The organism is Planococcus notacanthi (assembly GCF_030407825.1).
GTDB classification, from domain to species: Bacteria; Bacillota; Bacilli; order Bacillales_A; family Planococcaceae; genus Planococcus; species Planococcus notacanthi.
In genome coordinates, this window is record NZ_JASDCQ010000005.1 from 1 (window position 1) to 26,724 (window position 26,724).

Annotated in this window: 24 protein-coding genes and 10 tRNA genes; 27 read left to right on the plus strand and 7 right to left on the minus strand. The window is 46.3% G+C overall.

What is annotated here, in order from left to right; translation table 11 throughout:
• The first annotated feature begins 15 nt into the window (after positions 1–15).
• From QMA01_RS15375 to QMA01_RS15435, 13 genes are all read left to right on the plus strand, one after another.
• A tRNA-Thr gene (locus tag QMA01_RS15375) sits at positions 16–91 on the plus strand.
• 7 nt (positions 92–98) lie between these two features.
• Positions 99–182, plus strand: a tRNA-Tyr gene (locus QMA01_RS15380).
• 6 nt (positions 183–188) lie between these two features.
• A tRNA-Trp gene (locus QMA01_RS15385) sits at positions 189–262 on the plus strand.
• An 18-nt stretch (positions 263–280) separates the two neighbouring features.
• A tRNA-His gene (locus QMA01_RS15390) sits at positions 281–356 on the plus strand.
• A 42-nt stretch (positions 357–398) separates the two neighbouring features.
• A tRNA-His gene (locus QMA01_RS15395) sits at positions 399–474 on the plus strand.
• A gap of 11 nt (positions 475–485) precedes the next feature.
• Positions 486–557 (plus strand) — tRNA-Gln (locus QMA01_RS15400).
• A gap of 7 nt (positions 558–564) precedes the next feature.
• Positions 565–639: transfer RNA gene (locus QMA01_RS15405), tRNA-Gly, on the plus strand.
• Positions 640–645: 6 nt separating this feature from the next.
• Positions 646–719 (plus strand) — tRNA-Cys (locus tag QMA01_RS15410).
• A gap of 9 nt (positions 720–728) precedes the next feature.
• Positions 729–812, plus strand: a tRNA-Leu gene (locus QMA01_RS15415).
• A 225-nt stretch (positions 813–1,037) separates the two neighbouring features.
• A complete protein-coding gene (locus QMA01_RS15420; RefSeq protein WP_290215436.1) occupies positions 1,038–1,655 on the plus strand; it encodes a DUF47 domain-containing protein in 618 nt (205 codons plus the stop codon).
• Positions 1,656–1,670: 15 nt separating this feature from the next.
• Positions 1,671–2,669 (plus strand): inorganic phosphate transporter, encoded by a 999-nt coding sequence (locus QMA01_RS15425; protein ID WP_191716644.1) that lies wholly within the window; start codon positions 1,671–1,673, stop codon positions 2,667–2,669.
• 106 nt (positions 2,670–2,775) lie between these two features.
• A tRNA-Leu gene (locus QMA01_RS15430) sits at positions 2,776–2,859 on the plus strand.
• A 399-nt stretch (positions 2,860–3,258) separates the two neighbouring features.
• The gene (locus tag QMA01_RS15435; RefSeq protein WP_290215437.1) at positions 3,259–4,311 is read left to right on the plus strand and encodes a C45 family autoproteolytic acyltransferase/hydrolase; all 1,053 of its coding nucleotides are present in this window, start codon (positions 3,259–3,261) and stop codon (positions 4,309–4,311) included.
• Positions 4,312–4,359: 48 nt separating this feature from the next.
• Here QMA01_RS15435 and QMA01_RS15440 read toward each other — a convergent pair whose 3' ends face one another.
• Positions 4,360–5,406: a C45 family autoproteolytic acyltransferase/hydrolase gene (locus QMA01_RS15440; RefSeq protein ID WP_290215438.1), complete on the minus strand. Its 1,047-nt coding sequence runs from the start codon at positions 5,404–5,406 to the stop codon at positions 4,360–4,362.
• A gap of 169 nt (positions 5,407–5,575) precedes the next feature.
• Positions 5,576–6,238, minus strand: coding sequence for a B3/B4 domain-containing protein (locus tag QMA01_RS15445; protein ID WP_290215439.1), 663 nt, complete (start codon positions 6,236–6,238; stop codon positions 5,576–5,578).
• A 66-nt stretch (positions 6,239–6,304) separates the two neighbouring features.
• Here QMA01_RS15445 and queG point away from each other — a divergent pair, with 66 nt between their 5' ends.
• The 3 genes from queG (at position 6,305) to QMA01_RS15460 (ending at position 8,577) form a co-directional block, all read left to right on the plus strand.
• Positions 6,305–7,450, plus strand: a complete 1,146-nt coding sequence (gene queG / locus QMA01_RS15450; protein WP_203340936.1) for a tRNA epoxyqueuosine(34) reductase QueG — start codon at positions 6,305–6,307, stop codon at positions 7,448–7,450.
• Positions 7,451–7,459: 9 nt separating this feature from the next.
• The gene (gene trmL, locus QMA01_RS15455) at positions 7,460–7,933 is read left to right on the plus strand and encodes a tRNA (uridine(34)/cytosine(34)/5-carboxymethylaminomethyluridine(34)-2'-O)-methyltransferase TrmL (RefSeq protein WP_290215440.1); all 474 of its coding nucleotides are present in this window, start codon (positions 7,460–7,462) and stop codon (positions 7,931–7,933) included.
• Between the two features lie 335 nt (positions 7,934–8,268).
• On the plus strand, positions 8,269–8,577 hold the full coding sequence (locus QMA01_RS15460; RefSeq protein ID WP_301611040.1) for a hypothetical protein: 309 nt from the start codon (positions 8,269–8,271) through the stop codon (positions 8,575–8,577).
• A 36-nt stretch (positions 8,578–8,613) separates the two neighbouring features.
• Here the strand turns inward: QMA01_RS15460 and QMA01_RS15465 are convergent, their stop codons facing one another.
• Positions 8,614–9,915: an NCS2 family permease gene (locus QMA01_RS15465; protein ID WP_290215441.1), complete on the minus strand. Its 1,302-nt coding sequence runs from the start codon at positions 9,913–9,915 to the stop codon at positions 8,614–8,616.
• A gap of 151 nt (positions 9,916–10,066) precedes the next feature.
• On the opposite strand from QMA01_RS15465, the gene QMA01_RS15470 reads away from it, so the two are divergent.
• A complete protein-coding gene (locus tag QMA01_RS15470; RefSeq protein ID WP_191716636.1) occupies positions 10,067–10,897 on the plus strand; it encodes an aldo/keto reductase in 831 nt (276 codons plus the stop codon).
• Positions 10,898–10,935: 38 nt separating this feature from the next.
• Here the strand turns inward: QMA01_RS15470 and QMA01_RS15475 are convergent, their stop codons facing one another.
• From QMA01_RS15475 to QMA01_RS15485, 3 genes are read right to left on the minus strand one after another with little or no spacing between them, the layout of a single operon-like run.
• Positions 10,936–11,781, minus strand: coding sequence for an RluA family pseudouridine synthase (locus QMA01_RS15475; protein ID WP_290186513.1), 846 nt, complete (start codon positions 11,779–11,781; stop codon positions 10,936–10,938).
• 54 nt (positions 11,782–11,835) lie between these two features.
• Positions 11,836–12,306, minus strand: coding sequence for a thioredoxin family protein (locus tag QMA01_RS15480; protein ID WP_191716634.1), 471 nt, complete (start codon positions 12,304–12,306; stop codon positions 11,836–11,838).
• The gene (locus QMA01_RS15485) at positions 12,303–12,734 is read right to left on the minus strand and encodes a disulfide oxidoreductase (protein WP_191716633.1); all 432 of its coding nucleotides are present in this window, start codon (positions 12,732–12,734) and stop codon (positions 12,303–12,305) included. Before QMA01_RS15485 ends, QMA01_RS15480 begins: the two co-directional genes overlap by 4 nt.
• A 132-nt stretch (positions 12,735–12,866) precedes the next feature.
• Here QMA01_RS15485 and QMA01_RS15490 point away from each other — a divergent pair, with 132 nt between their 5' ends.
• From QMA01_RS15490 to QMA01_RS15505, 4 genes are all read left to right on the plus strand, one after another.
• Positions 12,867–14,411 (plus strand): carbon-nitrogen hydrolase family protein, encoded by a 1,545-nt coding sequence (locus QMA01_RS15490; RefSeq protein WP_191716632.1) that lies wholly within the window; start codon positions 12,867–12,869, stop codon positions 14,409–14,411.
• Between the two features lie 191 nt (positions 14,412–14,602).
• Complete coding sequence (locus QMA01_RS15495; RefSeq protein ID WP_191716631.1) at positions 14,603–16,303, plus strand: phospho-sugar mutase; 1,701 nt, start codon at positions 14,603–14,605, stop codon at positions 16,301–16,303.
• 271 nt (positions 16,304–16,574) lie between these two features.
• Complete coding sequence (locus tag QMA01_RS15500) at positions 16,575–17,690, plus strand: GAF domain-containing sensor histidine kinase (protein WP_191716651.1); 1,116 nt, start codon at positions 16,575–16,577, stop codon at positions 17,688–17,690.
• 16 nt (positions 17,691–17,706) lie between these two features.
• Positions 17,707–18,348 carry a response regulator gene (locus QMA01_RS15505; RefSeq protein ID WP_191716630.1) on the plus strand — a complete coding sequence of 214 codons (642 nt, stop codon included), beginning with the start codon at positions 17,707–17,709 and terminating at the stop codon, positions 18,346–18,348.
• A gap of 35 nt (positions 18,349–18,383) precedes the next feature.
• Here QMA01_RS15505 and rsgA read toward each other — a convergent pair whose 3' ends face one another.
• Positions 18,384–19,439: a ribosome small subunit-dependent GTPase A gene (gene rsgA / locus QMA01_RS15510; protein WP_290215442.1), complete on the minus strand. Its 1,056-nt coding sequence runs from the start codon at positions 19,437–19,439 to the stop codon at positions 18,384–18,386.
• A 368-nt stretch (positions 19,440–19,807) separates the two neighbouring features.
• On the opposite strand from rsgA, the gene QMA01_RS15515 reads away from it, so the two are divergent.
• The 6 genes from QMA01_RS15515 to QMA01_RS15540 all read left to right on the plus strand — a co-directional run bounded on the left by QMA01_RS15515 (position 19,808) and on the right by QMA01_RS15540 (position 26,716).
• Positions 19,808–21,415, plus strand: a complete 1,608-nt coding sequence (locus QMA01_RS15515; protein ID WP_290215443.1) for a long-chain-fatty-acid--CoA ligase — start codon at positions 19,808–19,810, stop codon at positions 21,413–21,415.
• Between the two features lie 77 nt (positions 21,416–21,492).
• Positions 21,493–22,560, plus strand: coding sequence for a phosphotransferase family protein (locus tag QMA01_RS15520; RefSeq protein WP_290215444.1), 1,068 nt, complete (start codon positions 21,493–21,495; stop codon positions 22,558–22,560).
• Between the two features lie 4 nt (positions 22,561–22,564).
• Positions 22,565–23,290 carry a 2-phosphosulfolactate phosphatase gene (locus QMA01_RS15525; protein ID WP_191716626.1) on the plus strand — a complete coding sequence of 242 codons (726 nt, stop codon included), beginning with the start codon at positions 22,565–22,567 and terminating at the stop codon, positions 23,288–23,290.
• Positions 23,291–23,308: 18 nt separating this feature from the next.
• A complete protein-coding gene (locus tag QMA01_RS15530) occupies positions 23,309–24,100 on the plus strand; it encodes an enoyl-CoA hydratase/isomerase family protein (RefSeq protein WP_191716625.1) in 792 nt (263 codons plus the stop codon).
• Positions 24,101–24,193: 93 nt separating this feature from the next.
• On the plus strand, positions 24,194–25,387 hold the full coding sequence (locus QMA01_RS15535) for a cytochrome P450 family protein (RefSeq protein ID WP_290215445.1): 1,194 nt from the start codon (positions 24,194–24,196) through the stop codon (positions 25,385–25,387).
• 18 nt (positions 25,388–25,405) lie between these two features.
• Positions 25,406–26,716, plus strand: coding sequence for a DUF2254 domain-containing protein (locus QMA01_RS15540; protein WP_290215446.1), 1,311 nt, complete (start codon positions 25,406–25,408; stop codon positions 26,714–26,716).
• Positions 26,717–26,724 lie beyond the last annotated feature (8 nt).

The window sequence follows — 26,724 nt, forward strand, 5'->3', positions numbered from 1 at the left end:
ATGAAATAACTCCGTGCCGGAGTAGCTCAACTGGTAGAGCAACTGACTTGTAATCAGTAGGTTGAGGGTTCAAGTCCTTTCTCCGGCACCATTTTTAAGGTGGGGTAGCGAAGTGGCTAAACGCGGCGGACTGTAAATCCGCTCCTTCGGGTTCGGCAGTTCGAATCTGCCCCCCACCACCAGTTTTTAGGGGCATAGTTTAACGGTAGAACAGAGGTCTCCAAAACCTCCGATGTGGGTTCGATTCCTACTGCCCCTGCCAATTTTAAATTATATGATGGCGGTCGTGGCGAAGTGGTTAACGCACCGGATTGTGATTCCGGCACTCGGGGGTTCAATTCCCCTCGTCCGCCCCATGTTTTCATTTTCATTCAATGTACTTATAAAATAGTAAAGTGGCGGTCGTGGCGAAGTGGTTAACGCACCGGATTGTGATTCCGGCACTCGGGGGTTCAATTCCCCTCGTCCGCCCCATCTTTTATTAATGGGGTATAGCCAAGCGGTAAGGCAACGGGTTTTGATCCCGTCATGCCCTGGTTCGAATCCAGGTACCCCAGCTTTATTGCGGAAGTAGTTCAGTGGTAGAACGCCACCTTGCCAAGGTGGAGGTCGCGAGTTCGAACCTCGTCTTCCGCTCCAATAATTGGCGGCATAGCCAAGTGGTAAGGCATGGGTCTGCAACACCCTTATCACCGGTTCGAGTCCGGTTGCCGCCTCCATAATGATTTGCCGGCGTGGCGGAATTGGCAGACGCGCGGGACTCAAAATCCCGTTCCTTCACGGGAGTGTCGGTTCGACCCCGACCGCCGGTATCATGAAAGGGCCTGCCTGCCCTTTCCAGAAATCCTCCAACTATGAGTAATCATAGCTGGAGGGTTTTTTTGTTATGCCAGCGATTATTCAGCCGCTTTTAAATTGAGAATTCTGTTTTATTACGGTTTTGTAAATTCTAATAAAGCCAGTATTATTTTTTCGTGAAATAAGCTATTATAATTTAGCTAAGAAGTTATTTTAGAAAAATAGTGGGGGCAAAGAAAATGGCGTTCAAAAAGAAAGATAAGTTTGCATTACAGTTGAGTGATATTGCGTTGAATTTAAAAGAAAGTGCTGCTTATTTTGCAGATTATAAGCTGGAGAAAATCAGTGACGTAGTCATTTTTGCAAACACGATGAAAGATTATGAAACAAAAGGTGATTCTTTTGTTCACACTGTCATACATGATCTTAACAATGCTTTCATCACACCAATTGAACGCGAAGATATTTTAGCGCTGGCAATGAGCATGGACGATGTTTTGGACGGCTTGGAACATACAGCGGCCTTGTTTGAAATGTATTCAATCGTAAAGGCAGATGAGTACATGCTCGAATTCGTAGAAGCAATCCGATTGAGCACAATTGAAATTGAAATAGCTGTTGAGCTGATGGTTTCTAAAAAGCTTCCTCAAATGAGAGAACATGCAATAAAAATCAAAGATTACGAGTCACAATGCGACGCTGTTTTGCGCCGTTCGATTAAGAACCTTTTCCAAACTGAAAAAGATCCAATCCGGATTATTCAATACAAAGACATTTACGAAGAACTGGAAGAAATTGCTGACCATTGCCAGCAAGTCGCCAATACATTCGAATCAATTATAATGAAAAACGCTTAAGGAGCAAAATGGCTGATGGATATGATATTGCTGTTAACGGTTTTAATTGTCATTTTTGCTGTCGTATTTGATTTTATCAATGGTTTTCATGATACGGCGAACTCGATAGCTACGGCAGTCTCCACAAAGGCATTAACGCCAAGGCGTGCCATTTTGCTGGCTGCTGTAATGAACTTTGTGGGTGCAATGGCTTTTACAGGAGTTGCTAAAACAATCACAAAAGACATTGTCGATCCATTTGCGCTGGATAATGGCTCTGTCGTTATATTGGCAGCGTTACTGGCTGCCATCACATGGAATCTATTAACTTGGTATTACGGCATTCCAAGCAGCTCCTCGCACGCTTTAATCGGTTCGATTGCTGGAGCAGCTATTGCGGGTGCTGGATTTGCCGCTTTGAATTACAGTGGGTTTCTGGCTATCCTGCAGGCTTTGATTTTTTCTCCAATTCTTGCGTTGGTTGTAGGTTATCTAATGTACAGCATCTTTAAAGTAGTTTTCAAAAATCATAACTTAACGAAAACCAATCGGAATTTCAGGTTGATCCAAATTGCTACTGCCGCTTTGCAGTCGTTTTCTCACGGGACGAACGATGCCCAAAAAGCGATGGGGATCATTACGATGGCCTTGATCGTTAATAACTACCAAACTTCGGATGACGTTCAGCTATGGGTTCAGGCAACTTGTGCGCTGGCGATGGCATTGGGAACTTCCATCGGTGGCTGGAGAATCATTAAAACTGTGGGTGGAAAAATCATGAAAATCCGTCCTGTCAATGGAGTTGCAGCAGATCTGACGGGGGCAGCAGTGATTTTCGGCGCTACCTTGATCCATTTGCCGGTCAGCACGACTCATGTTATTTCATCTTCAATTATGGGGGTAGGCGCAGCGCATCGCGTCAAAGGCGTTCAGTGGGGAACAGCTAAAACCATGCTGATCACCTGGCTGATCACGATGCCGATTTCAGCATTATTGGCTGCTATGTTCTATTTGCTGCTCAATCTTGTAATGTAGAAAAAACTTTAAAAGTTTTTTAAGAAATTTATCTATTATATTAATAAAGTATTGGCGAGCGAAAAAAGATGTGCTATAATAAATCTTGTCCGCTAAAGCAATACTTGCCGGCGTGGCGGAATTGGCAGACGCGCGGGACTCAAAATCCCGTTCCTTCACCGGAGTGTCGGTTCGACCCCGACCGCCGGTATACCGCTAGCCCAAAAGACCCTGACTTCACTGTCAGGGTCTTTTTCTTTTGCCCAATCTAAGCGCGGATTTATCTAACTGGCAAGTAGTTCTGTAGAATTGAATCCATTTGCTGGGCTTAACATTTCAGATGATCTTACAAACAGAGTTCATGGAAGAGATACACTCGAAAGTCAAGAATAGGGCATATTCGTCAATAAAAATGAAGAAATTGGATCTTGCTGAGTTGAGGTGTGCATATCGAAGGTGGAAAATAAAGGGGGTGGCTGTACCTGTCTTATCATTCTATAAGACAGCTCTTTTGTAGCCTAAATTTCTTCAGCGCGGAGTTTTTGAGTTTCATTCTGGAAATGTGTATGCTGAAACATAACGAGTGATTCTGCAAATAAAGGAGAATTTGATGAGAGATATACATAGTGATATTTTGGAATTCAGAGGAAGCCATTATGATTTTGGAGTCAGGCAAGGTGAGCTTTTAAAAGACAGTATTATATTGGATAACCGGAGAAAGCAGTGGAAAGCGAAAAGGCCGAGGTTTGAAATAGATGTAGAGGACACAAAGGCGGCCTATCACAGATTCGCCCCCGGAATCTGGGACGAATTGACGGGACTGCAGGAAAGCCTCAAATTGCCGATGGAAGATGTACTGCGTGATTTCGGGGGATACCGGATCGATGCGATGCCGTCTGGCTGTTCAATTGTCACGGGAAGGGATTTTATGGTCCGCAATTACGACTTCCACCCGCAGACTTATGAAGGACGTTTCAGCCTGTTTCAGCCGAATGATCAGGGGTATGCGATCATTGGCCCCACTTCACGAATTACGGGCCGCATGGACGGCATGAATGAAAAAGGATTGGCCATGGGCTATAACTTTACCCACCGGAAAAAGCCGGGTGATGGATTTGTCTGCTACTTGATCGGCCGCATTATCCTGGAAACTTGCGCAACGATTGAAGAGGCGGTGGAGCTGCTGAAAGAGATTCCGCACCGCGGTTCATTTAGTTATATCGTGACCGATCCAAGCGGAGAAACACGGATTATCGAAGCGAGTCCGCGTGCAGTTGATGTGCGTGTCAGCAATGTCTGCACCAATCATTTTGAAATCCAACAACATGAAAACCGCAATTACTTGAAGGATTCGTTCGACCGCCTGGAAGTGATTCAAAATCAGGAGAGCCAGACAGAAGATGCGCTGCAGGCATTCCGTCTGTTCAACGACACCGACAAAGGGGTTTTCTCGAAGTTGTATAAAAGCTGGGCAGGGACTATTCATACCTCTCTTTATTTGCCGAAGGAAAAGAGTGTCTGGTTTGCGCTTGGCGGAAATCAGCAACCGACAGTTTTCGATTTTGGGAGCTGGCTGCAGGGAGATGGTCTGAATGTCCAAAAAATTCATGGAGCAGTGGATACGGATATCGGTTTTGCACACGTGGATAAACAATTTGTATAGAAAAATAGAAAAAGGCGCCAGCATCTATCATGCTGGCGCCTTTGGTTTTTAAAGTTCGACCATATGGGCAAAAGGCAGGTGCGTATCGATTTTTCCGTTGATGCGTTTGGCGTATAACCGTTCGCCTTGCAGCCACTTGTCGAAATCGAGCATGAGCGGCAAACGGTCCGGGCCAATGGCGAATCCCACTTCCAGACTGCGTTGGAAATAAGAGGCGGTATGCAATGTGCCGGAAGCTGTGCTGTATTTTTTAGAGAAGACGCCTTTATCCGAATCATTCAAGAGCCGGAACGCACTGTAGGCATCGATTTGGTTTTCTTGCTGGGTGAGCATCATTTGTTCTCTTCTGCGGGAATCGTCTGTCTGGTAGCGGTTTTCCTCCACCAGCAATTCGAAATGATTCGTGGAAACCGCGGACTCGCGAACCACGACAGAACGCGGAGAAGCTTCAACAACCACAGATTTCCCGGTGCGGTCCAACAGGACGTAGCTAAAGGAACGACGATGCGGAAGTTCTTCCAGCAATGCGATGGCGTCGTCGATGGTCGCACAGTTTTCTAAAATCAAACGGCCGATCATATTGCAGATGAAACCGTCCTCTGAATTTCGGCGGTTGATGAAATTATAGCCCATCACCAAACCTTTTTCGTTCATGCCATCTGTGCGGCCAGTAATCTGCATGGTCGGTCCGATGGTTGCAAATCCGCCGTCAGTCGGCTGATACAGAGCAAAGCGCCCTTCGTAGCCTTCTGGTGAACTGTCGTAATTGCGGACCATGAAATCAGATTCAGTATAGATGGAGCAGCCGCTCCGCGTGTATTCCAAGTAATAGCCGCCGAATTCCCGAATGGCCTCATCCATGGGCCATTCCAGTGCATCGGCTAGGCCGGTAATTTCTTCCCATACTCTAGGGGCTAAAGTGAGCAATATATTTTTTGCGCGTTGTTCGTCTATAATCAAATGGCGGCTGGAAGCCTGCCGTTGTTTTTTGCGGTTGGAAAGAATCAACGATTCCTTCAGCAGTTCTCCCTGCATCCGGCCGAAATCGTAATGGCTTCCTCGAAACTGGACAATGTCGCTGTGCACTCGTTTCACGTGTGGATCCCTCTTTTTTTCATTAATGTAAGAAGAGTTTACTGCATCCGCCAGTGAATGGAAAAGAATATGCCTATGTGATGGAATTGAACGAAAGTGGTTGTCAAAAAGTAAAATGAATTTTAAAAGGCCGGCGCTCTCACTCAGAGCGTCGGCCTTTTGTTTTCAGTCACAGTACATAAAACTCGGCTTCTCCTCCGTTGATGCCGGTGAACATATTTGATGCGGCAGTCAACAGCTGAAGAGCGGTATCTCTTTCCATAGAAGGGCGGAGATAGAAGATATGTAATGCATTTTTTGTCTGTTCGGTAACAGCGGTCCGTTTAGAATCGACGTAGGGGCTGCCAAAAGCGCCTGCGGCATCTTTGGATACCAGAATCCCAGTCAAGGTGTTGACGCGGTTATTCAGGCCTTCATAGCGGTCAGCGGAGGTCCCTACAGCAATTTGAATATCACCTTCAATTTTATCGGCATCATAAAGGCCCAGAGGGATTTCGTATTGCAGCGACAGGAAGCTGTTCATATCGATGGCAGAGTTGACGGTCGCTAAGTAATTCTGCTTTTTGATGCGGCGGTAAAGCGCTTCTGCAGCTGGGCGGTAGCGGCTGGGATCTGCCCCCAATGCTTTCCATATCAATTGCCATTCCAGCAGGCCGGGGAATTCAGTGATGTCCTTATCCTCCAAATCAAAGTACAGCTGCTCCTGAAAAAGCTGGAGGCGGCCTTTTAACATTTGAGGTGACTCGGAAACGGTGATATTGTTATAATGAATGATACCAATTTTAAATTCGCTTAGAATTTCTTTTATTTGAGGATCGATTGTCAGTTTCATTGCAATCTTCCTTTCACGTATGTGGTTTTCATTATCGTATCATAGAATTGAGTGAGGGGTTACGACATGAATCTTGATCAGTTTCAAAAAGAGCTTGTTGCGTATGCCTCGGAGATCGGAATTGACAAAATCGGTTTTGCTTCAGCCGAACCTTTTTATAGCTTAAAGCATCAATTGATTCGCCAGCAGCAATTGAATTACCAGTCCGGATTTGAAGAATCGGATGTGGAAAAGCGCACGAGGCCTGAACTATTGCTGAATGAAGCTGTCAGCATCATCGCCATCGCCATCGCTTATCCATCACGGATGTCGGATGCACCGCAAGGAGTGAAAGGCGCACGGCGGGGAATTTTCTCCCGATCGTCCTGGGGCAAGGATTACCATGCGGCGCTCAGGGAGCGTCTGACGCTGTTGGAGGCGTTTATTGCCACTCGTTATCCGGAAGCACGGATGCGGTCGATGGTTGACACCGGAGAGCTGTCTGATCGGGCAGTGGCGGAACGCGCCGGCATCGGCTGGAGTGCCAAGAACACCAATATCATCACGCCGGAATTCGGGTCGTATGTGTATCTTGGTGAAATGATCACCAACATACCATTCCGTTTCGATGAGCCGATGGAAGATCAATGCGGCGATTGCCGTTTGTGCATCGACACTTGCCCGACAGGAGCCATCGTTGAAGGCGGCCAATTGAACGCCCAGCGCTGCATTTCTTTTTTGACGCAGACGAAAGGATTTCTGCCGGATGAATTCCGAGGCAAAATCGGCAACCGGCTTTATGGCTGCGACACGTGCCAGACGGTCTGTCCGAAAAATAAAGGCAAAGCCAATCGGATCCATGCGGAATTCGAGCCGGATCCGGAAATCGCCAAGCCTTTGCTTGAGCCTTTATTGGCTATTTCCAATCGGGAGTTCAAGGATAAGTTCGGCTATGTATCCGGTTCGTGGCGGGGCAAAAAACCGATTCAACGAAACGCTATTTTGGCGCTGGCTCATTTCAAGGAAACGTCTGCAGTGCCGGCATTGATTAAGTTATTGGAAAGCGACGAGCGGCCGGTGATCAGAGGAACTGCGGCATGGGCACTCGGCAAGATAGGGACGGAAGAAGGGCTTCAAGCCTTAAAGAGAGCAGAAGTGGTAGAGAACGACGTAGAAGTTCAAGAAGAAATTCAAAAAGGATTGGCATTTTTTGCTGAAGGATTGAAAGGATAAGTGACAGATTTGGCTATTCATATTGTGTTGTACCAACCGCTGATTCCAGCGAATACCGGAAATATCGCGCGTTCATGCGCAGGGACGGGAGTCAAGCTGCACTTAATACGCCCACTCGGTTTCTCGACAGATGACAAGATGTTGAAGCGTGCGGGACTGGATTATTGGGAGCATGTCGATATTCATTATTACGACGGCTTGCAGGAGCTGTTTGACCGCTATCAGGACGGGGAGTTCTACTATATTACGAAGTTTGGGGCACAGCCGCACACGTCATTCGACTTCTCAGACAGAGGCAAAGACCATTTCTTCGTTTTCGGACAGGAAACAAAAGGCTTGCCGAAGGAATTGATCGAGCAGAACCCGGATCATTGCCTGCGCATCCCGATGAACGACAACATCCGCTCGCTTAATTTATCGAATACGGCAGCGATACTGATGTATGAAGCATTGCGCCAACAGGATTACCCTGGATTGGAATAAAGGCATAGAAAAAAGGACAGCGGATTCCGCTGTCCTTTTGTACTATTCTCTTTCGTTTGTTCCAGGCTTGTCATCGTATCCAGCAGTGAAAATAGCTACTAGGAACGAAACACAAATACCCAAAATAAGGATTAAGTTCATAAATAATGACCTCCTTGAAATGTGCATCTTTGTTTAGTATAGCTTACAATCGGGAAAAATGAAATATCCACATCAAGTGAAATGTGGATAATTTCTGACGGTCTGAAAAGGATGGGGACATTCAGAGAAATGAAACCTTGGCTCTGTTCATCCGTATAGTATAGATAAGAAAGGCAAAGAAGGGATGATAACGAATGAAAATGAAAATTTCTGTCGCTTTGCTTTGGATTACAGGTTTGGCTGAAGCGTTTCTGGCGATTCCATTAATCGGTGGCGGTTTCGTCATCAGTACAGGCTACTCAGCGTTAGGCGTCATGTTCGTGCTTCACGCCATTACCTTGTTCTTTTGTTTCCGTGAATATTCACCGAAAACCGGATCGATACTTGGGGTCATCACCAGCCTGATTGCCTGGATTCCAGGAATCGGCTGGGTATTCCATTTGATTACTGCAGCAGTATTGCTTATTACTGCAGCGATGTCAGGAAGCAGAGCACGCATCTAATAAAAAAACCGCCAATTGGCGGTTTTTTTATTTTGGTCAATGGGGTGCAATCAGCAATTGAATGACAAACAGGACCGCAAAAATATACAGAATCGGATGAACCGATTTGCCTTTGCCTACAAATACTTTCATCAACGGGTAGGTGATGAATCCGAAAGCGATCCCGGTTGCGATGCTGGAAGTCAGCGGCATGGCTAGGACAATCAGAAATGCAGGAAACGCTTCATCGAATTCTTCCCAGTCGATCTGTTTTACGGCACCGATCATCAGGCTTCCGACAATGATCAATGCAGGGGCTGTGATGGCTGCGACATTCGATAAGGCGCCGACTAATGGGCCGAAAAATGCAGCGATGATGAACAGGATGGCGACGGTCAAACTGGTCAAGCCGGTACGCCCACCCGCTGCAACACCTGCAGATGATTCCACATAAGCGGAAGTCGGGCTTGTCCCGACCATGGCACCTGCAGTCGCGGCAAGGGAGTCTGCCAGCAATGCCTGCCGCATTCTCGGCATTTTATTGTTTTTCATCAAGCCAGCTTGTTTGGCTACACCGATCATGGTGCCGGTGGTATCAAATAAAGTGACCAGAAGGAAAGAAAAGACAACGCCATAAAGTCCATATTGAATGACTAATTGGAATGCTTCAATCGGATTCCAAACCAGGATGCCTTCAGGCAATGAGGGAAGCTGCATCATACCGCCGTCGAATTTTAGTTGCCCGGTGAAAAACGCGACAATTCCTGTAACGATCATTCCGTAGAAAATGCCGCCATGAATTTTCAGTGACATGAAAATGACTGTAACCAGCAATCCGAGAAGAGTCAATGCTACTGGCGGTGAAGTCAAATTACCTAAGCCGACAAGATTGGCTTCATTTGCAACAATCAGGCCGCTCAGTCTCATGCCGATAAAGGCGATAAAAAGTCCGATGCCGGCAGTGATGGCATGTTTCAAGTTTTCAGGAATGGCTTCAATCAAGACTTTGCGCATGGAAGTCAAAGACAAAGCAACGAAAATAAGTCCGGCGACGAACACGGCTGCAAATGCGGTGACGTAATCAATGGCGCCGTTCGACCCGAGTACCATGGAAGTGAAATAAGCGTTCAAGCCCATCCCCGGTGCGATGGCAATCGGATAATTGGCGGCTAACGCCATCCATAGTGTACCGATGGCGGCAGCGATGATGGTTGCCAGAAATACCTGATCAAACGGCACGCCGGCAGCACCCAATATGACAGGGTTGACGATGACGATATAAGCCATAGTCAGGAACGTCGTCATGCCGGCGGTGATTTCAGTTTTTATAGTAGTGTTATTTTCTTTTAAATGAAACATCAAAAAGCTCCTTCCAAAACACGAACGATTTTCAACGACAACATATATATTATTCGCTTTATTGAAAGAGTGCAAGGGTCTTTTGGGAAATCTTTAAAGTCGAATTTATCAAATATTATTTGTACAATAAAAGAAAGAAAGGATGATGAAAATGGATTTAACGATCAATTCAACAAAAACCTTACATAATGGAGTGGAAATGCCGCGTTTTGGTTTAGGGGTATATAAAATGACGGATAAAGAAGCAGCAACAAAAGCTATGACCACAGCGATTGAAGCAGGCTATAAAGCAATCGATACGGCAACCATTTACGACAACGAAGTGGAGGTAGGGGAAGCGGTACGGAATTCCATCGTGAAGCGGGAAGACCTGTTCATCACGTCGAAAGTCTGGAATACAGATCAGGGCTATGATGAAACGCTGCGCGCTTTCGAAGCTTCTTTAAAGCGTCTTGGCTTTGACTATCTGGACCTGTATTTGACGCATTGGGCGATCGAAGGGAAATACATCGATACGTACCGCGCCATCCAGCGCCTTTATGATGAAAAACTGGTCCGTTCAATTGGCGTCTCGAACCACCAGCAGCACCATCTGGAGAAAATACTGGCTACTGCCAATACCAAACCGATGGTCAATCAAATCGAATTGCATCCGCAACTGACGCAGGAACCGCTACGGGAATATTGTGCTGCCAACGACATTGCGATCACTTCCTGGTCGCCGCTGGCACGTGGGCGGTTGCTGGAAGATCAGGTCCTCGCTAAAATTGCAGCCACTCATGGAAAAACGATTGCGCAAATCGTCATCCGCTGGCATCTGCAAAGCGATTTGATTGTCATCCCGAAATCAGTGACTCCATCACGCATCAAAGAAAACGCGCAGGTTTTCGACTTCTCTTTAACACAAGAAGAGATGAAAATGATTGATGGACTGAACCAGGATTGGCGCTCCGGCACGCATCCCGATAAAATCAAGGTATAAAAAAAGCAAGTTCCCCGAAAAGGAACTTGCTTTTTTCGTTATCTGGCCGAGTCTTCAACAACCACTTTTTCATTGGTGAACGGGTGGATGAACGACATGCGGAAAGCATGCAGATGGTAAGCGCCGTCTTGTGTCGGCGGCCCTTCGTAAAGTGTATCTCCCATAATCGGATGGCCAATATGTGAAAGGTGTGTACGGATTTGGTGCGTGCGTCCGGTTTCAAGCGTCAGGTGAAGCAAAGATTTGCCTTCCATTTGCTTGAGGACGCGGTAATGGGTCACAGCACTTTGTCCTGTTTGGGAAACCATGCGGCGCGTCGGGTGGTGGCGGTCGCGGCCAATCGGGAAGTCGATGGTGCCGGATTTATTATGGACCTTGCCTTTGACGACAGCTTCATAATCACGGACCAGCTGCTTTTGCTCCAGCATGCGGTCCAGCACGTTTTTGGCAACAGGATGCTTGGCGACCATCAACAGGCCGGAAGTTCCTTGGTCCAAGCGGTGGACATGCTCGCCGTACGATCCGCCGTTGCGGATGATATGGCCGAGAATGGCATTGATAAATGTGTCGGTTTGTCCGACCTCATTGGGATGTGTAGCCATGCCTTTCGGTTTGCGGGCAACGATAAAGTGGTCATCTTCGAATAAAACCGGAAGCTCTACATCGTGTTTCGGCTCATAAGGTGAGTCGGCAGGGGGCAAATCGAATTGCAGGATGGTACCCGCCGGCAATGGCTCTTTCCAGATCACTTCCTGGAATTTTTCGTTTTTGACGCTTTTGGCCATACGCATTTGATGGACCACTTTCTTGCCGAGGCCCCATTCGGTTCTCAATAATTCTTCGACAGTCATGCCGTCGTCTTTGATTTCATAACTCCAAGTCATCTGGTTTCCTCCATAAAAAAGGATCATGCGCAAGGCACATGATCCTTTTGTCAGTTATTTTTTAACTACATCGGTGAAGAATTGTTCAATATTCTCTTTCGGCTGTGCGCCGACCCAACGTGAAACTTCTTCTCCATTGTCATAATGGATCAATGTTGGTGTTGCTTCGATCATGTATTGCTGCCAGCCCTGTTCATACTCTAACAGATTATACTGCAAAACGTCTACATCCATGTCTTCAGCAACGGGCATCAAGACCGGTGTGGTCTGTTGGCAATATTGGCAAGTCGGGCTGAAAAAATAAACCGTGGTTGGTTCGCCGCTGGCAATTTTCTCTTCCAACTCAGCCGGTACGACAATGTTCTGGTAGTTTTCATCGTCTAATTGATCAATTGTTGCTTGTTCCAAATCTTCTGTATCGTACGGATTGTCCGCCAATTTTTTATTGTTTGCCTGGTTGGTCAAGAAAATGATGCCGGCAAACACGACAACGACAATACCTGCGATGATCAGTAACTTCTTCATTGTGCTTTTTCCTCCTTAAGGGACTTCACTAAATAAATGCTCATTCCAGCGATCAGGATGAATGCAGTCAACGCCAAAAACGGAATGGTGATAAATCCGAGCAAGTTGATGTATTCTCCGGTACACGGCACCTGACCGCAGGATGGGGCGGAATCTGCCAGAAAATCGAGCTTCTGGAGTCCGTAATGGTAAAGGGAAATCCCTCCGCCTACGATGGAGAAAATCAACGTGGTGGCAGCAATTCGGACATTTTTCTGTACATAGGCCACGCCGATGACGATAACCAGCGGATACATGAAAATGCGTTGGATCCAGCAAAGCTCACACGGGGCATATCCGCGGATTTCAGAAAAATAAAGAGAACCCGCTGTGGCGATAAGTGCCACAACCCACATGGAAAGCAAAACATTTTCCTGGCGTTTCGTCATTTGATGTTCCCTCTTTTCAATAAATACTTCCATAGAATTATAAATGTTATCGTGATACAAGTAAAATAATATCAACCTGAGCGACATTCCTATATAATAAAGTTTGAAACTTTTGTGAAGGAGAGCTGTATTGTGGCAGAACAATTCGATTTATCCCATTTTGAAAAAAGCATGATCATTCGCGAAATGAATTATGCAGATATAGATGCCATCCTGGAAATGCAGCGTTTATGCTTTCCTGGAATGGATCCGTGGAAAGAAGAGCAACTGAGAAGCCATTTGGGGGTCTTCCCTCAAGGCCAGATGGTCGCTGAATTGGACGGCACAGTGATTGGCTCATGTTCGAGTTTGTTGATTAACTTTGATGAATACGATGATCGCCATACTTGGGACGATGTAACGGACGCTGGTTATATCACCAACCACAATCCCGACGGTTACAATATGTACGGCATTGAAGTCATGGTGCATCCGGAATACCGCCGAATGAAAGTCGGACAACGTTTATATGAAGCCCGCAAGGAATTGGCGCGCGAATTGAACTTGAAGTCGATCATCATCGGAGGGCGCATCCCGAATTACCATAAACATGCAGATGAAATGTCGCCGCGTGAATACGTCGATTCAGTATCGCGCCATAAAATCTATGATCCGGTTTTGACTTTCCAGTTGATGAACGGCTTCCAATTGATGCGCATCAACCCGAATTACCTGCAGGATGATTTGGCTTCAGGCAAATACGCGACATTGATGGAATGGAACAATGTTGATTACAAGCCGATTTCCAAACGCCATTTCAAAACCAGCTTGCCGGTCCGGATCTGTGTCGTGCAGTATTTGATGCGCGCCATTAAATCATTCGATGACTTGGCCAGCCAGGTTGAATACTTTGTGGACGTGGCTTCAGATGCCCATTCGGATTTCGTCGTATTCCCTGAAATCTTCACGACGCAGCTGATGTCATTCCTGAACGAGCCATCGCCAAGCCAGGCCGTACGCAAGTTGACGGAGTACACGCCTCAGTATATTGAATTGTTTACAGATCTTGCTGTCCGCTACAACGTCAACATCATCGGAGGTTCGCATTTCGTTAAAGAAGAAGATGACGAAATCTACAACATTGCGTACTTGTTCCGCCGTGACGGTTCAATCGACAAACAGTATAAGATCCACATCACACCAAATGAACGCAAATGGTGGGGAATTTCTGCCGGGGATTCTGTCCGCGTCTTCGATACAGATTGCGGAAAAATCGCCATCCAGATCTGTTACGATATTGAATTCCCTGAACTTGCCCGCATTGCGACAGATATGGGAGCGAACATCATCTTCACTCCATTCTGTACGGAAGACCGCCAAGGATACTTGCGCGTCCGTTATTGTGCACAGGCACGTGCTGTGGAAAACCAAATTTACACAGTCATTTCCGGAACTGTCGGCAACTTGCCGCAAACCGAAAATATGGACATCCAATATGCCCAATCAGGTATTTTCGCTCCATCCGATTTCGAATTTGCGCGTGATGGAATTGTCGGAGAAACCAATGCCAACCTGGAAATGGTGCTCATTGGAGATGTCGATTTGGAAATTCTGCGCCGCCAACGCCAGAACGGGACAGTCAAGCAACTGAAAGACCGTCGCCATGATGTCTACCGTGTCGAATACAAAAAAGACTGATCACAGCCGCTTCCAAAAATGGGAGCGGCTTTTCTTTGGAATATTTGCTAAACTGAAGAGTAAACAAAAGAATATTCTTTTTATAGAAGGCTTCAGGCAGAGCTGCTGCAGGAATGCGCAGTTGTTTTGTAGAATATCAACAGATGAGGATGAGTAATTCAAGCTAGATCATTATGGATGGAGGAATGGATATGTCATGGAAAGAACGCATTAAACGGTGGTTGGAGCATGATGCACTTGATGAAGAAACACGTCAGTCATTGACTGTGCTGATGGAAGACGAAAAATCCGCGGAAGATGCTTTTTATCAGGATTTGGTTTTCGGTACTGGAGGCATGCGCGGGGAAATTGGACCGGGCACAAACCGGATGAACGTCTATACCGTCCGAAAAGCGTCACAGGGAATTGCCGATTACATAAAAGAAAATGGCGAATTGGCGATGTCACGTGGAATGGTCATTGCTTATGACAGCCGCCGCATGTCCCCGGAATTTGCGGAAGAAGCAGCGCGTACATTTGCCGCGAACGGAATTCATACGTATTTATACAGCGGTCCACGGACGACACCGCAATTATCATTCAGTGTCCGTTATTTGAATGCTTTCATGGGCATCGTCATTACGGCAAGCCACAATCCGCCGGAATACAACGGCTATAAAGTATATGCAGAAGACGGTGCCCAATTGAATCTGGAAGATGCAGACCGTGTCATCGACTACGTCAGCCGTGTGGAAGATGAACTGTCCATCGTCAATGAAGGCTATGAAGAATCGCTGCTCGTGCGCATTGATGAGAAATTGGATGAAGCTTATTTATCCAATGCACTGACGGTCCAAGAACACTCAGCCAGCCCGATCGAAGCAGTTTTCACACCGCTTCATGGCGCTTCGGGTGCCACAGTCAAAAACCTGCTCGATCGAGCGGGTTATGATCAAATCACCTATGTTGCTGAACAGATGGAACCTAATGGTGAATTTCCGACAGTCGCATCACCGAACCCCGAAGAAGGTTCTGCCTTCGAACTGGCGAAAGAATACGGCAAAAAATCAGGAGCTGATCTGCTGATTGCTGTGGATCCGGATGGAGACCGTGTCGGGATTGCAGTCTGGAGCGGCAGCCAATACGAATTATTGAGCGGCAACCAGACCGGTGCTATTTTGATCGAGTATCTGCTTAGCCAGAAACAGGCAAAAGGCACTTTGCCGACAAACGGGCGCATCTTCAAGACCATCGTTACATCGGAATTCGGCCGAGTGGTTGCTGATTCTTATGGAGTCGGCTGTGAAGATGTCCTGACTGGCTTTAAATTCATCGGCGAAAAATTAAAGCATAATGATGCCAATCCGCAATTTGAGTTTTTATTCGGCTACGAAGAAAGTTACGGCTATTTGATCCGTGATTTTGCACGGGACAAAGATGCTGTGCAGTCGGTCTTATTGCTTGTCGAAGCGGCAGCATTCTATAAGAAACAAGGAAAAAACCTTCACGATGTTCTGGTTGAACTTTATAACCGCTTTGGCTGGTACCGGGAATCGCTGGTATCGGTCACCAAAAAAGGCATTGATGGCGCGCGCGAAATCAAAGCCTTGTTGGAAAACTTGCGTACGGAACCGGTTAAGGCTTTGGCAGGGATTCCAGTCGTGTCGATTGAGGACTATGAAACACAGAACCGAGTTTTCGTCGACTTGGGCACAGATGAAAAAATCGAGTTGCCACAGTCGAATGTCATCAAGTACTTCCTGGAGGATGGTTCCTGGGTATGTGTACGCCCAAGCGGCACGGAACCGAAAGTAAAGTATTATTTCGGAATCACCGCCAAAACCCAGCAGGAAAGCGACGAAAAGCTGGAACTGCTGAAGGAATCGTTTTTGGAAGAAGTCAATAGCCGTTGAGGATGGGCTCCCTGAAAAGGGGGCTTTTCCTTTCTGTCTTATGCCCGCAGAGCTACACGGGCGCTTCCACTTTTCTCGGTGTTTAGACTCCAGCGCCCAGCTCTTTGGGTCATAAGCCAGCCCAACTGCGTGGCAAAGAACGCCACACTGCCGGTCTGTCTTATGCCCGGCAGAGCTACACGGGCGCTTTCGCTTTTCTCGTACAAAAGTACGAGGGAGGATTAGTGTGGAAAAGTGTATGGTTAAATCAGCATGAATGAGGTGGATGATGATGGTTATGAGTGAACCCTCCAATATCACGTTATTGAAAGAAATAGCCGAATTGCTCAATGAAGAAACGGACATGGCGCGTATGTTGGATGGTGCGATCCGGAAATTATTGAGTGCTTCGACTTTTGAGACAGCGTGGATATTCTTTATCAATGAAAAAGGAAAGCATCAACTGGTGGCGCAGGCAAATCTGCCGGCACCATTGGAAGACAATAATTGCCGCCATCTTCAAAAAGGAGGATGCTGGTGCGTCAAACGTTACCATGATGGCGATCTGGATAAAGCGTCGAATATCATCGCCTGCCAACGTATTGAAAATGCCATGCCAGCCAAAGCACGAAAGCAAGGCAGCATCACGCATCATGCGACAGTGCCTCTGCAATCGGGAAAAGAAAAGTTTGGACTGCTGAATATTGCGGCACCGGACACTGTCGGTTTTTCAAAAGATGAATTGGCGTTGTTGGAATCGGTGGCTTTTCAGATCGGATCGGCCATCAAGCGGATCGGACTGACCAAACAGGAACAGGAATTGGCACTCGTGAAAGAGCGCAACCGGTTAGCGCGTGATTTGCATGATTCGGTCAACCAATTGCTGTTTTCGGTGACATTGACTGCCCGTGGAGGCGTCGAAATGTCGGAAGATCTGTCCGTTCAGGAGACATTCCGGGATATCCAACACCTGACGCAGGAAGCGTTGAATGAAATGAGGGCGTTGATTTGGCAACTGCGGCCGAAAGGGCTGGAAAGTGGGCTGTTGGAGGCCATCAAAGGCTATGGCGAAATGCTTGGGTTGACCGTTGAAACAAAAATGACGGGCGTCATCCAATTGCCTTCACGGATTGAAGAGACCTTATTCCGAATTGCCCAGGAATCATTGAATAATGTGCGAAAACACGCCGGCGTCAATAAAGTGGAATTGTATTTATCGGTCACTGCAACCGATGTGTTATTGGTTTTAAGGGATGAAGGACGGGGATTCGCCTTCGATCACGAGGTGCATCTGCCATCTATCGGCATCCAAAGTATACGGGACCGCGCCAAAGCAGAAGGTGGAACAGCCGATTGGTCCAGTGAAATTGGCAAGGGGACGGAAATCCTGGTCCGGATTCCGTATTAATGAAGGAGTGAAGAACATGGTGAAAGTATTGATAGCCGATGACCATCATGTGGTGCGGCGAGGCTTATTGTTCTTTTTGAAAACACAAAAGGACATCGAAGTGGTAGGGGAAGCAGTAAACGGTCAAGAAGCAGTAGAAATGGCTGCTGTCCTTCAGCCGGATATCGTCCTGATGGATTTAGTGATGCCGGTCATGGATGGCATCCAGGCTACCCGGAAAATTAAAGAACAGTATCCTGAGATCATCGTCCTGATGCTGACCAGTTTTTCAGATCAGGATCATGTAGTGCCGGCGATTGAAGCAGGAGCGGCAGGGTATCAGTTAAAAGACATTGAACCCGACGAACTGGTGGCTTCATTGCGCAGTTTGATGCGCGGTGAAAATACCCTTCATCCGAAAGCGTCTTCCGAGCTGATGAAAGCTCCAACGGAACCGGCGCCGCATACCGTCAACCAGTTGACGCCGAGAGAACAAGAAGTATTGGCCGAATTGACAAAAGGCAAAAGCAACCGGGAAATTGCGTCGGCATTGTTCGTTACAGAAAAGACGGTAAAGACCCATATTTCCAATATTTTCATCAAACTGGCTGTCCAAGACCGGACGCAGGCGGCGCTATATGCCGTCAAGCATGGGCTGACAGAACCGGGAAGAAATTAAAAAGAGTGCGACGGAAAATTCCGTCGCACTCTTTTTTAACGTTTTTTAACGGGCCGTTTCCGGCTGTCTTTGGTGACTTGTTTCCATTTGCTGCGCTCGGCTTTTTGGGCAGCGGCATCGCTTTTTCGTTCCATATGGGCAAGCTCACGCTTTAGCTTCAAGTAGCTCCGGTACCGTGCGGCATCCAATTCGCCGTTTTGAAGGGCTTCCTGGACAAGGCATCCCGGTTCATCGTTATGGGCACAGTCACGGAAACGGCAAGCAAGCGCCAATTCTTCGACATCGTTGAAACCTGCTTCCACGCCTTCTGAATAATCACCGAGCTGGAATTCACGCATACCGGGAGTGTCGATCATCAGTCCGCCTCCAGGCAGCAGGATCATTTCCCGGTGTGTTGTCGTATGGCGGCCTTTGCTGTCATCTTCACGGATGTCCTGCACCGTCATCATCTCGCTGCCAGACAGGGCATTGATCAAAGACGATTTTCCGACACCAGAAGAACCCAGCAGGGCGCCCGTTTTGGAACCGGCCAACTGCTTCTGCAATTCCTCGATTCCATCTCCTGTATGGGCGGATACTGCGTAGACCGGAACACCAAATGCTACGTTCTCCACTTGGCGCAGGTAAGGTTCGATATCCGGACATTGGTCTTTCTTGGTCAAGACAATAATGGGATTAGAACCTGAATCCCAAGCTGCCAGCAAATAACGTTCCAATCGGCGAACGTTAAAATCATGGTTCAGTGACATCGTCAGAAATACGGTATCGACGTTGACGGCGATCAATTGGATATCGGATGTTTCTCCTGCCGTTTTTCTGGAAAATTGTGAAGTGCGGGGAAGCACCTGGTGGATGATGCCTTTTTCTTCGCCCGGCATCTGCTCAACGACAACCCAATCCCCGACGCATGGGAACTCGGTGCGGCTATGCTGGTGCCGGTATTTCCCGGATAACGAACAAAGCCATTCTCCGTTGTCTGTTGCTACGCGGTATAAGTTTTTATGTTCTAAAGTTACGCGGCCGGGAATTCCCGGTACGGATATTTTTTCTTTCCAGCTGGAGTTCCAGCCGTACTGGTTAATGTTCGTCAATGATAATTCCTCCTAATTTATGCAAAATAAAAAACCATGGATGCGCGCAATTCGCAGTCCATGGTCTCCGGGCATAATGGAAGAAGCGTATCGTCAGCGATACACAGAAGGAGACACTATAGACTGGAATTGTGTATTCAAAAATAAAATCGCCATAATGCCTCACCTCTTTCTTCAAGTTAAATCTACAATACCGTAAGCCTATTTGAACGTCAAGTTATTTTTCTGAAGATTCTATTGAATAATAAATGAAGACTTGCATTTTTAAATTGGAAACGCTAACATAATGGTAATATTCTGAACATACCAACTGGTTAGTATTTAATGGTATGTCCCACACGTCTTTTTAACTACTAAGGAGGATGAAAATGAAGACAGAACAGACTTGGAAGAGCCATTACCCAAAAGGAATTTCTGCAGAAATGAAGTTTTCGGAGAAGACAATGCCGCAATTGCTTACGGAAACAGCAGAAAAAATTCCGGATCATATTGCAATTAAATTCTATCAAAAAGAAATCTCCTACAAAGAATTGGATCTTTTCTCGACGCTCTTTGCTTCGTCTCTTCAGCAAACTGGAATTCATAAGAATGACCGCGTCGCCATTATGCTGCCAAATTGCCCGCAATACATCATTTCGTATTATGGGATTTTAAAAGCAGGGGCCATTGTCACGCAAATAAACCCGATGCTCCTGGAAAAAGAGTTGAGCTATTTATTGAACGATTCAGGAGCGGAAACCATCATCGTATACGAACCTCTATATCCGCGTATTCAGGAGATTGCAAAAGATACTGCTTTAAAAAATATCATTGTCGTCAGTTTTGAAACGAAAAACCAGGAACTGGACCAAGCCAGCTATTTTGAATCGTTTATCGGAAAAGGGGATGGCAAAGTCGATTCAGTCGCCATTAATCCAGCGGAAGACATAGCTGTCTTGCAGTATACAGGCGGAACGACCGGGCTATCCAAAGGCGCTATGCTGACTCACCAGAATATTGCAGTCAACGCTCTGCAGGCACAGGAGTTTTTCAAAGATGAAGTGACATTCGGTGAAGAAAGCTGCCTGACGGTCATTCCATTATTCCATGTATTTGCTATGACATCTGCGATGAATCTATCGATTTTAAACGGTTCCAAAAATATTTTGTTGCCACGCTTCGACCTTGAAGAAGTACTTGAAACGATCAAGCGGGAGCAACCGACGACATTTCCAGGTGTGCCGACGATGTATATTGCCATTGCCAACCACCCGAAAGCGAAAGAGTACGGAATAGATAGCATCAATGTATGCAATAGCGGCAGTGCGCCGATGCCTCTGGAAACCATGAAGGAATTTGAAAACAAAACAGGAGCCAAAATTTTAGAGGGCTATGGGTTGTCTGAAGCGTCACCGGTTACGCATTGCAATCCTCCTTTTGCCGAGAGAAAGCCAGGGAGCATCGGAATCGGTTTTCCTTCTACGGAGTACAAAATCGTCGATTTGGCTACGGGAGAGGAAGATATGCCGACCGGAGAGATAGGGGAATTGATCATTCGCGGACCGCAAGTGATGAAAGGCTATTGGAACATGCCGGAAGAGACAGCACATACTTTGAAAAACGGCTGGCTTTTCACAGGTGACATCGCCAAGATGGACGAAAGCGGCTATGTCTATATCGTCGACCGCAAAAAAGACCTGATTATTTCAAGCGGCTATAATGTCTATCCGCGGGATATCGAGGAAGTTCTTTATGAACATCCGGCTGTCCAGGAAGCGGTGGCCATTGGAATTGCTGATCCGTACCGTGGGGAAAGCGTCAAAGCGATTGTTGTGAAAAGACAAGGAGCTGACATCACTGAAGAACAGTTGATAGTTTGGGCAAAAGACAAGATGGCTGCCTATAAAGTACCGCGCATTATTGAATTCCGCGATGAATTGCCGAAAACCAATGTTGGGAAAATTTTGAGGCGAGCACTTCGGGAAGAACAGAACTGAATGGGGTAGGCGAAAAATACACAAGATTCCGGGTTATTTCTGAATGCAGGAAAATTTAGTTGAAGAGGTGAAGGAGCATGTCGGTACAGGAAAACATGACGATTCCGGTAAGAGCTGGAGAAGAATTGGATTATGCAGAGCTTGAACGTTTTCTGCGCAATCATATCGATGAGCTGCCGACAGGGGAATTGAAGGTCCGGCAATTCGGTACCGGGCATTCGAACTTAACTTATGCACTGCAAATCGGCGGCTGGGAAGCTGTACTCAGAAGACCGCCTTTAGGGCCGGTCGCTCCGAAAGCGCATGACATGGAGCGTGAATATAAAATTTTGTCCGCTCTGCATCCGGTTTTTAAAACAGCACCAAAACCTTTTGTATTTTCAGCTGATGAATCCATTATTGGCAGTCCTTTTTTTGTGATGGAAAGGCGGCATGGCATTGTATTGGATACCGAATTTCCAGAAGGGATTGAACCGACGAAAGAACTGGGCCGAAAAATTTCGGAGAAAATGGTCGATCTGCTTGTTGAACTTCATGCGTTGGATTATACAAAAACACCGCTTGCTGACATCGCCAAGCCTGAAGGTTTCATGCAACGGCAAGTGGAAGGCTGGATTGGGCGTTATGATCGCGCCCGGACCGACGACATTGAAGGCGTAAAGCAGTTGAAGGAGTGGATGCTGAAAAACATTCCAGTTTCAAGGGAACCCGCCATCATCCATTACGATTTCAAACTGAACAACGCTTTGTTTTCGGAAGACTTTTCCGATATGACAGGACTGTTTGATTGGGAAATGACGACAGTTGGCGACCCGCTGGCTGATGTAGGTGTAGCGATGAGTTACTGGATTCAGGCAGATGATCCTGAATTGCTGAAAAATGGGCTTGGCAAACCGCCGGTAACGGTATTGGATGGGTTTTATAGCCGCAATGAATTTATTGCCCGCTACGGTGAAAAAAGTGGGCGGGATGTTTCAAATATGCATTTTTATTTAACTTTTGCGTATTTTAAATTGGCTGTGATCATTCAGCAAATCTACTATCGTTATAAAAAAGGACAAACGCAGGATTCGCGTTTTTCTCATTTTAATCAATTTGTTAAAAGTTTGATGCAGCATGCGTTGGCGACAGCGCAGAGGGAGTGAATCGGTGCCGAAACTTCATGTATTATTGAAAAAAGAAGAAATTGATGATGCCAAAATGCAAGAAGATAAAACCGCAGTGATATTCGATGTGCTGCTGGCGACCTCGACCATCACAGCCTGTTTTTGGCACGGGGCAAACGAAGTCGTGCCGGTGTTGAATGGCGAAGAAGCGCTCCGTGAAGCGAAAGGAAGAGAGGCCGACAGTTTTTGTTTGGTCGGGGAATACAATGGCAAGACCATCGAAGGTTTTTTAGATCCGAATCCGTTGCAGTTGAAGGAGCAAATCAAAGGGAAAACCGTACTGCTGTCGACCACAAATGGAACCGTAGCCATACGGAAATCTGCTGCTGCAAAGAAAGTGTACACCGCTAGTTTGTTGAATGGGGAGGCAGTAGCAAAGAAGATAGTTGCAGTCCATCGTGGAGAAACGATTGTCGCCGTCTGTTCAGGATCAGGCGGAGAATTTTGCATGGAGGATTTATATGGCGCGGGGTATTTTGTGGATTGTCTGATGAACCACACAAACCATTGGGAGTTGACGGATTCGGCAAAAGCAGCGCGTCTTTTTTACCGTTCGAATGCTCACCAGGCAGAAAAAATTTTGAAGGATTCACGGGTAGGAGAAATGCTGATGCGCAGTGGATTTGAAGAAGAAATTGATTTTATTGCTAATTGCGGATTGATCGACCTTGTGCCTTGGCTAGAAGATGGAAAATTGGTTATCAAATAAGATTGAGGGGGAAGCAAAATGGAAAATAAACACTTAAACGTTAAATTGCAAGGGGCTGTACTGTCGCTGCAACTGAATCGGCCTGACAGTTTGAATGCATTCAGCCCTGAAATGATTGAAGGGTTACATCGTGAAATACTGGGCGCTGCCAGCAATCCGGACATCCGGGTAATTATCCTGTCAGGAGCAGGCAGATCATTTTCTGCAGGTGGAGATGTGAAGACGATGGGCCAAGCGGGATCTCAAGAAACATATGACCATATCGGAAAATTGAACAAAGTGGTATTGGCGATGCGTTCACTGGAAAAGCCGATCATCGCAGCGGTCCATGGCTTTGCAGCAGGAGCTGCTTTTAACATCGCTTTGGCGAGCGACATCATCTTAGCGGCTGAAGACAGCAAATTCGTTATGAGCTTTTCTCAAGTGGGGCTGATTTCAGATGGGGGCGGTTTGTATTTCCTGCCACGCCTAATCGGCCCTTACCGCGCCAAGGAATTATTTTTTAACGCACAGCCGATTACTGCTGAAACTGCTCATCAATGGGGCATCGTCAATCATATGCATCCACTGGAAAAATTGGAGCAAGAGGCCTTCCGCTTTGCTGAAAAATTGGCGAACGGCCCAGCTAAAGCCTTCGGGCTGATGAAGAAAATTGCAGATCAATCGGCGACGATGGGATTGGCGGAAATCTTGGAACAGGAACGCATCACGCAAGCAATGATGATTACGACAGAAGATCATTTGGAAGGCGTCTCTGCTTTTAAGGAAAAACGCAAACCCGTGTTTAATGGAGTGCAAAGTGTGCTATGAATTGAAGGAATAACATATAGGAGAATTTGGTAAATTTGAACGAGATGATTCCAGTGGAGGAGGGGTATAGAAAAGGAAAAAGGAGGAGTGGCAATGACTTCAGACCGTACCGGTAATTACGGCTTGTTTTCGGAACAATTTACACAAAATCCCTATCCGGTCTACAGCAAATTACGGGAAGAGGACCCTGTGCACGCGGTTCGTTTTCCCGATGGCCAGAGCGGCTGGATGGTGACGCGATATGCAGACGCAGAAGAAGTCTTGAAAGACCCCCGTTTTATTAAGGATATGTCGAAAATCTATGGGGGCAGTATGGACATGTTGAGTGTCTTTACACAAAACATGCTATTTGCTGACCCACCGGATCACAAACGGCTGCGCGGACTTGCCCAGAAAGCTTTTACGCCTAAAATGATTTCGGGTATGCGGGGCAGGATCCAGGAAATAACGGATGAACTATTAGCGGATATGGAAGGAAAAAATCAAATCGATTTGATTGATGAATTTGCTTTTCCGCTGCCGATTATTGTCATTTGTGAAATTTTAGGTGTTCCTTCGGCTGACCGTAATAAATTCAGGCTTTGGTCCAATTCACTGATTGAAGGGACCAGTGGAGAACTGGGAGCTACTGTCTATCAGCACATGAATGAATTTGTCCAATACCTGGGACAGTGGTTTGCGAAAGTCCGGGAGCAACCGGGAGATGATCTGATCAGCAGCCTCATTCAAGCGGAGGAAGAAGGTGACCGGTTAAGCGAACGTGAGCTGTATGGTGTAGTGACGTTATTGATCATCGCCGGACATGAAACCACGGTGAATTTGATCGGCAATACAGTGTTGTCCCTGATGGAACATCCGGAGCAGCGACAACTGTTGGAACAGCAGCCTGAGCTGATTACTCAAGCCATCGAAGAATCTTTGCGCTTTAATGGACCCGTGGAATTCAGCACGTCGCGATGGGCGGGCGAAGATTTCGAGTTTCAAGGAAAACAACTGAAAAAAGGCGATTTGGTGGTAGTGTCGTTGAATTCTGCAAATCATGACGAAGCGCAATTCGAACATCCTGAGCTATTCAATATCGAGCGTGAAAAAAGTCCGCACTTGGCATTTGGTAAAGGAATTCATATGTGTCTTGGAGCACCTCTAGCGCGCTTGGAAGGGGAAATTGCCATCGCCAGTCTGTTGAAACGGTTTCCGCAAATGAAGCTGAAACAAAGGCTGGAAGCTATCCAGCCTTTTTTGTTTGTCCAAAAGCCATCAAGGGAAAGGGGATTAGAAAGGGCGTGACAAGAGAGGGGAGGAAATATGAAGTCGCTATCATTTTGGATGAAGGAAAAACTGTGGCTTACTCCAGCTTTGTATATCTTGATGGCAGTTCTCCTGTCGATTACGTTTTTCTACATTGACCTTTTATACATTGAAAGACTCAAGCCTTATATCCCTTCAATTTTATTGACGAATGTTGATCTGGCTAAGACTATTATGGGGAGTCTATCAGGTGCACTTTTGACCATGACCACCTTTACTTTTTCAACAATACTGGTTGTTCTGACTATGTATTCTTCACAATTTTCACCACGAACATTAAAAAATTTCATTCACGATAAAATTACCTGGCGAGTTTTGGGGATTTTTCTCAGTGGCTTCATTTACAATACATTATCATTGCTGTTTATGAGAGATGATTTATATAGTACTGACGTAATTTCCACGTTTGTTGGAATTGTTATCGCCTTTTTCTGTCTCTCCACTTTTGCTTACTTTATTCATTACATTGCTACCCATGTGCAGGTTGGTCAATTAGTCAATGAGTTGATTGGAGATACAGAACGAGCTATTTCCAAAATCAGAGAATTGCAAGAAAGCGAAAACGGAGAAGCAATAGAATGGAATCCGATTGGCATCAAAGAAATCCATCAGGCAGAAAAAGAAGGCTATATTCACTATCTTTCTTTTGGCAAGCTGGTGGATTACGCAGAAAAACATGACTTGAAAGTAGAGATTCTTGTCAAAACTGGAGATTATGTATACGAAGGCAAGCCGATTTTTCATATTTACAAAGTAAAGGAGTTGGAGCTTCCTGTTGCAAGATTTTATTCGCTCGGGACTTCCAGGACTTCTGAACAGGATTTCGATTTTGCGATTCAAAAACTAGTCGAAGTTGCCTTGCGTGCTATTTCTCCTGGGATTAACGATCCCAACACTGCCAATGAAATCATCATCCGGCTAGGTCGCCTGTTAGGGCAATTAGGCTGTTTGAAAACTGGTCCATTCCTTTTGGGGGGCGGCAAGAAAAGTGAGCGGGTGCTGTACCGTTTTCCATCTTATAAAAATATCTTGTACAATACTTTTTACCAGTTATCCCATTATGGAAAAGAAGATATCTCGGTTTTGACCTCCATGATGGAATCATTGAAAGTGGCAGCTGAACTTGCACCCTGCCAGCATCACCAAGAACTATGGGAAGTTCACGGCTATATTCTGGAAAACATCGATCAAAATCAGTTGAAATCATACGATCATATTGCGCTTCAACGAAAGGTCGACCAACTTGCTGAAGCCACTGGCCGGCATTCTTATAATATCTTATTAGAATCGCCCGTCATCAGCCGGTAAAGGAGGGA

Excerpts from the sequence above, each read along its gene's own strand:
- QMA01_RS15420 (WP_290215436.1), top strand. The coding sequence starts at position 1,038 with ATGGCGTTCAAAAAGAAAGATAAGTTTGCATTACAGTTGAGTGATATT.
- QMA01_RS15425 (WP_191716644.1), top strand. The coding sequence starts at position 1,671 with ATGGATATGATATTGCTGTTAACGGTTTTAATTGTCATTTTTGCTGTC.
- QMA01_RS15435 (WP_290215437.1), top strand. The coding sequence starts at position 3,259 with ATGAGAGATATACATAGTGATATTTTGGAATTCAGAGGAAGCCATTAT.
- QMA01_RS15445 (WP_290215439.1), bottom strand. The coding sequence starts at position 6,238 with ATGAAACTGACAATCGATCCTCAAATAAAAGAAATTCTAAGCGAATTT.
- queG (WP_203340936.1), top strand. The coding sequence starts at position 6,305 with ATGAATCTTGATCAGTTTCAAAAAGAGCTTGTTGCGTATGCCTCGGAG.
- QMA01_RS15460 (WP_301611040.1), top strand. The coding sequence starts at position 8,269 with ATGAAAATGAAAATTTCTGTCGCTTTGCTTTGGATTACAGGTTTGGCT.
- QMA01_RS15465 (WP_290215441.1), bottom strand. The coding sequence starts at position 9,915 with ATGTTTCATTTAAAAGAAAATAACACTACTATAAAAACTGAAATCACC.
- QMA01_RS15470 (WP_191716636.1), top strand. The coding sequence starts at position 10,067 with ATGGATTTAACGATCAATTCAACAAAAACCTTACATAATGGAGTGGAA.
- QMA01_RS15475 (WP_290186513.1), bottom strand. The coding sequence starts at position 11,781 with ATGACTTGGAGTTATGAAATCAAAGACGACGGCATGACTGTCGAAGAA.
- QMA01_RS15480 (WP_191716634.1), bottom strand. The coding sequence starts at position 12,306 with ATGAAGAAGTTACTGATCATCGCAGGTATTGTCGTTGTCGTGTTTGCC.
- QMA01_RS15485 (WP_191716633.1), bottom strand. The coding sequence starts at position 12,734 with ATGACGAAACGCCAGGAAAATGTTTTGCTTTCCATGTGGGTTGTGGCA.
- QMA01_RS15495 (WP_191716631.1), top strand. The coding sequence starts at position 14,603 with ATGTCATGGAAAGAACGCATTAAACGGTGGTTGGAGCATGATGCACTT.
- QMA01_RS15500 (WP_191716651.1), top strand. The coding sequence starts at position 16,575 with ATGGTTATGAGTGAACCCTCCAATATCACGTTATTGAAAGAAATAGCC.
- QMA01_RS15505 (WP_191716630.1), top strand. The coding sequence starts at position 17,707 with ATGGTGAAAGTATTGATAGCCGATGACCATCATGTGGTGCGGCGAGGC.
- QMA01_RS15515 (WP_290215443.1), top strand. The coding sequence starts at position 19,808 with ATGAAGACAGAACAGACTTGGAAGAGCCATTACCCAAAAGGAATTTCT.
- QMA01_RS15520 (WP_290215444.1), top strand. The coding sequence starts at position 21,493 with ATGTCGGTACAGGAAAACATGACGATTCCGGTAAGAGCTGGAGAAGAA.
- QMA01_RS15530 (WP_191716625.1), top strand. The coding sequence starts at position 23,309 with ATGGAAAATAAACACTTAAACGTTAAATTGCAAGGGGCTGTACTGTCG.
- QMA01_RS15535 (WP_290215445.1), top strand. The coding sequence starts at position 24,194 with ATGACTTCAGACCGTACCGGTAATTACGGCTTGTTTTCGGAACAATTT.
- QMA01_RS15540 (WP_290215446.1), top strand. The coding sequence starts at position 25,406 with ATGAAGTCGCTATCATTTTGGATGAAGGAAAAACTGTGGCTTACTCCA.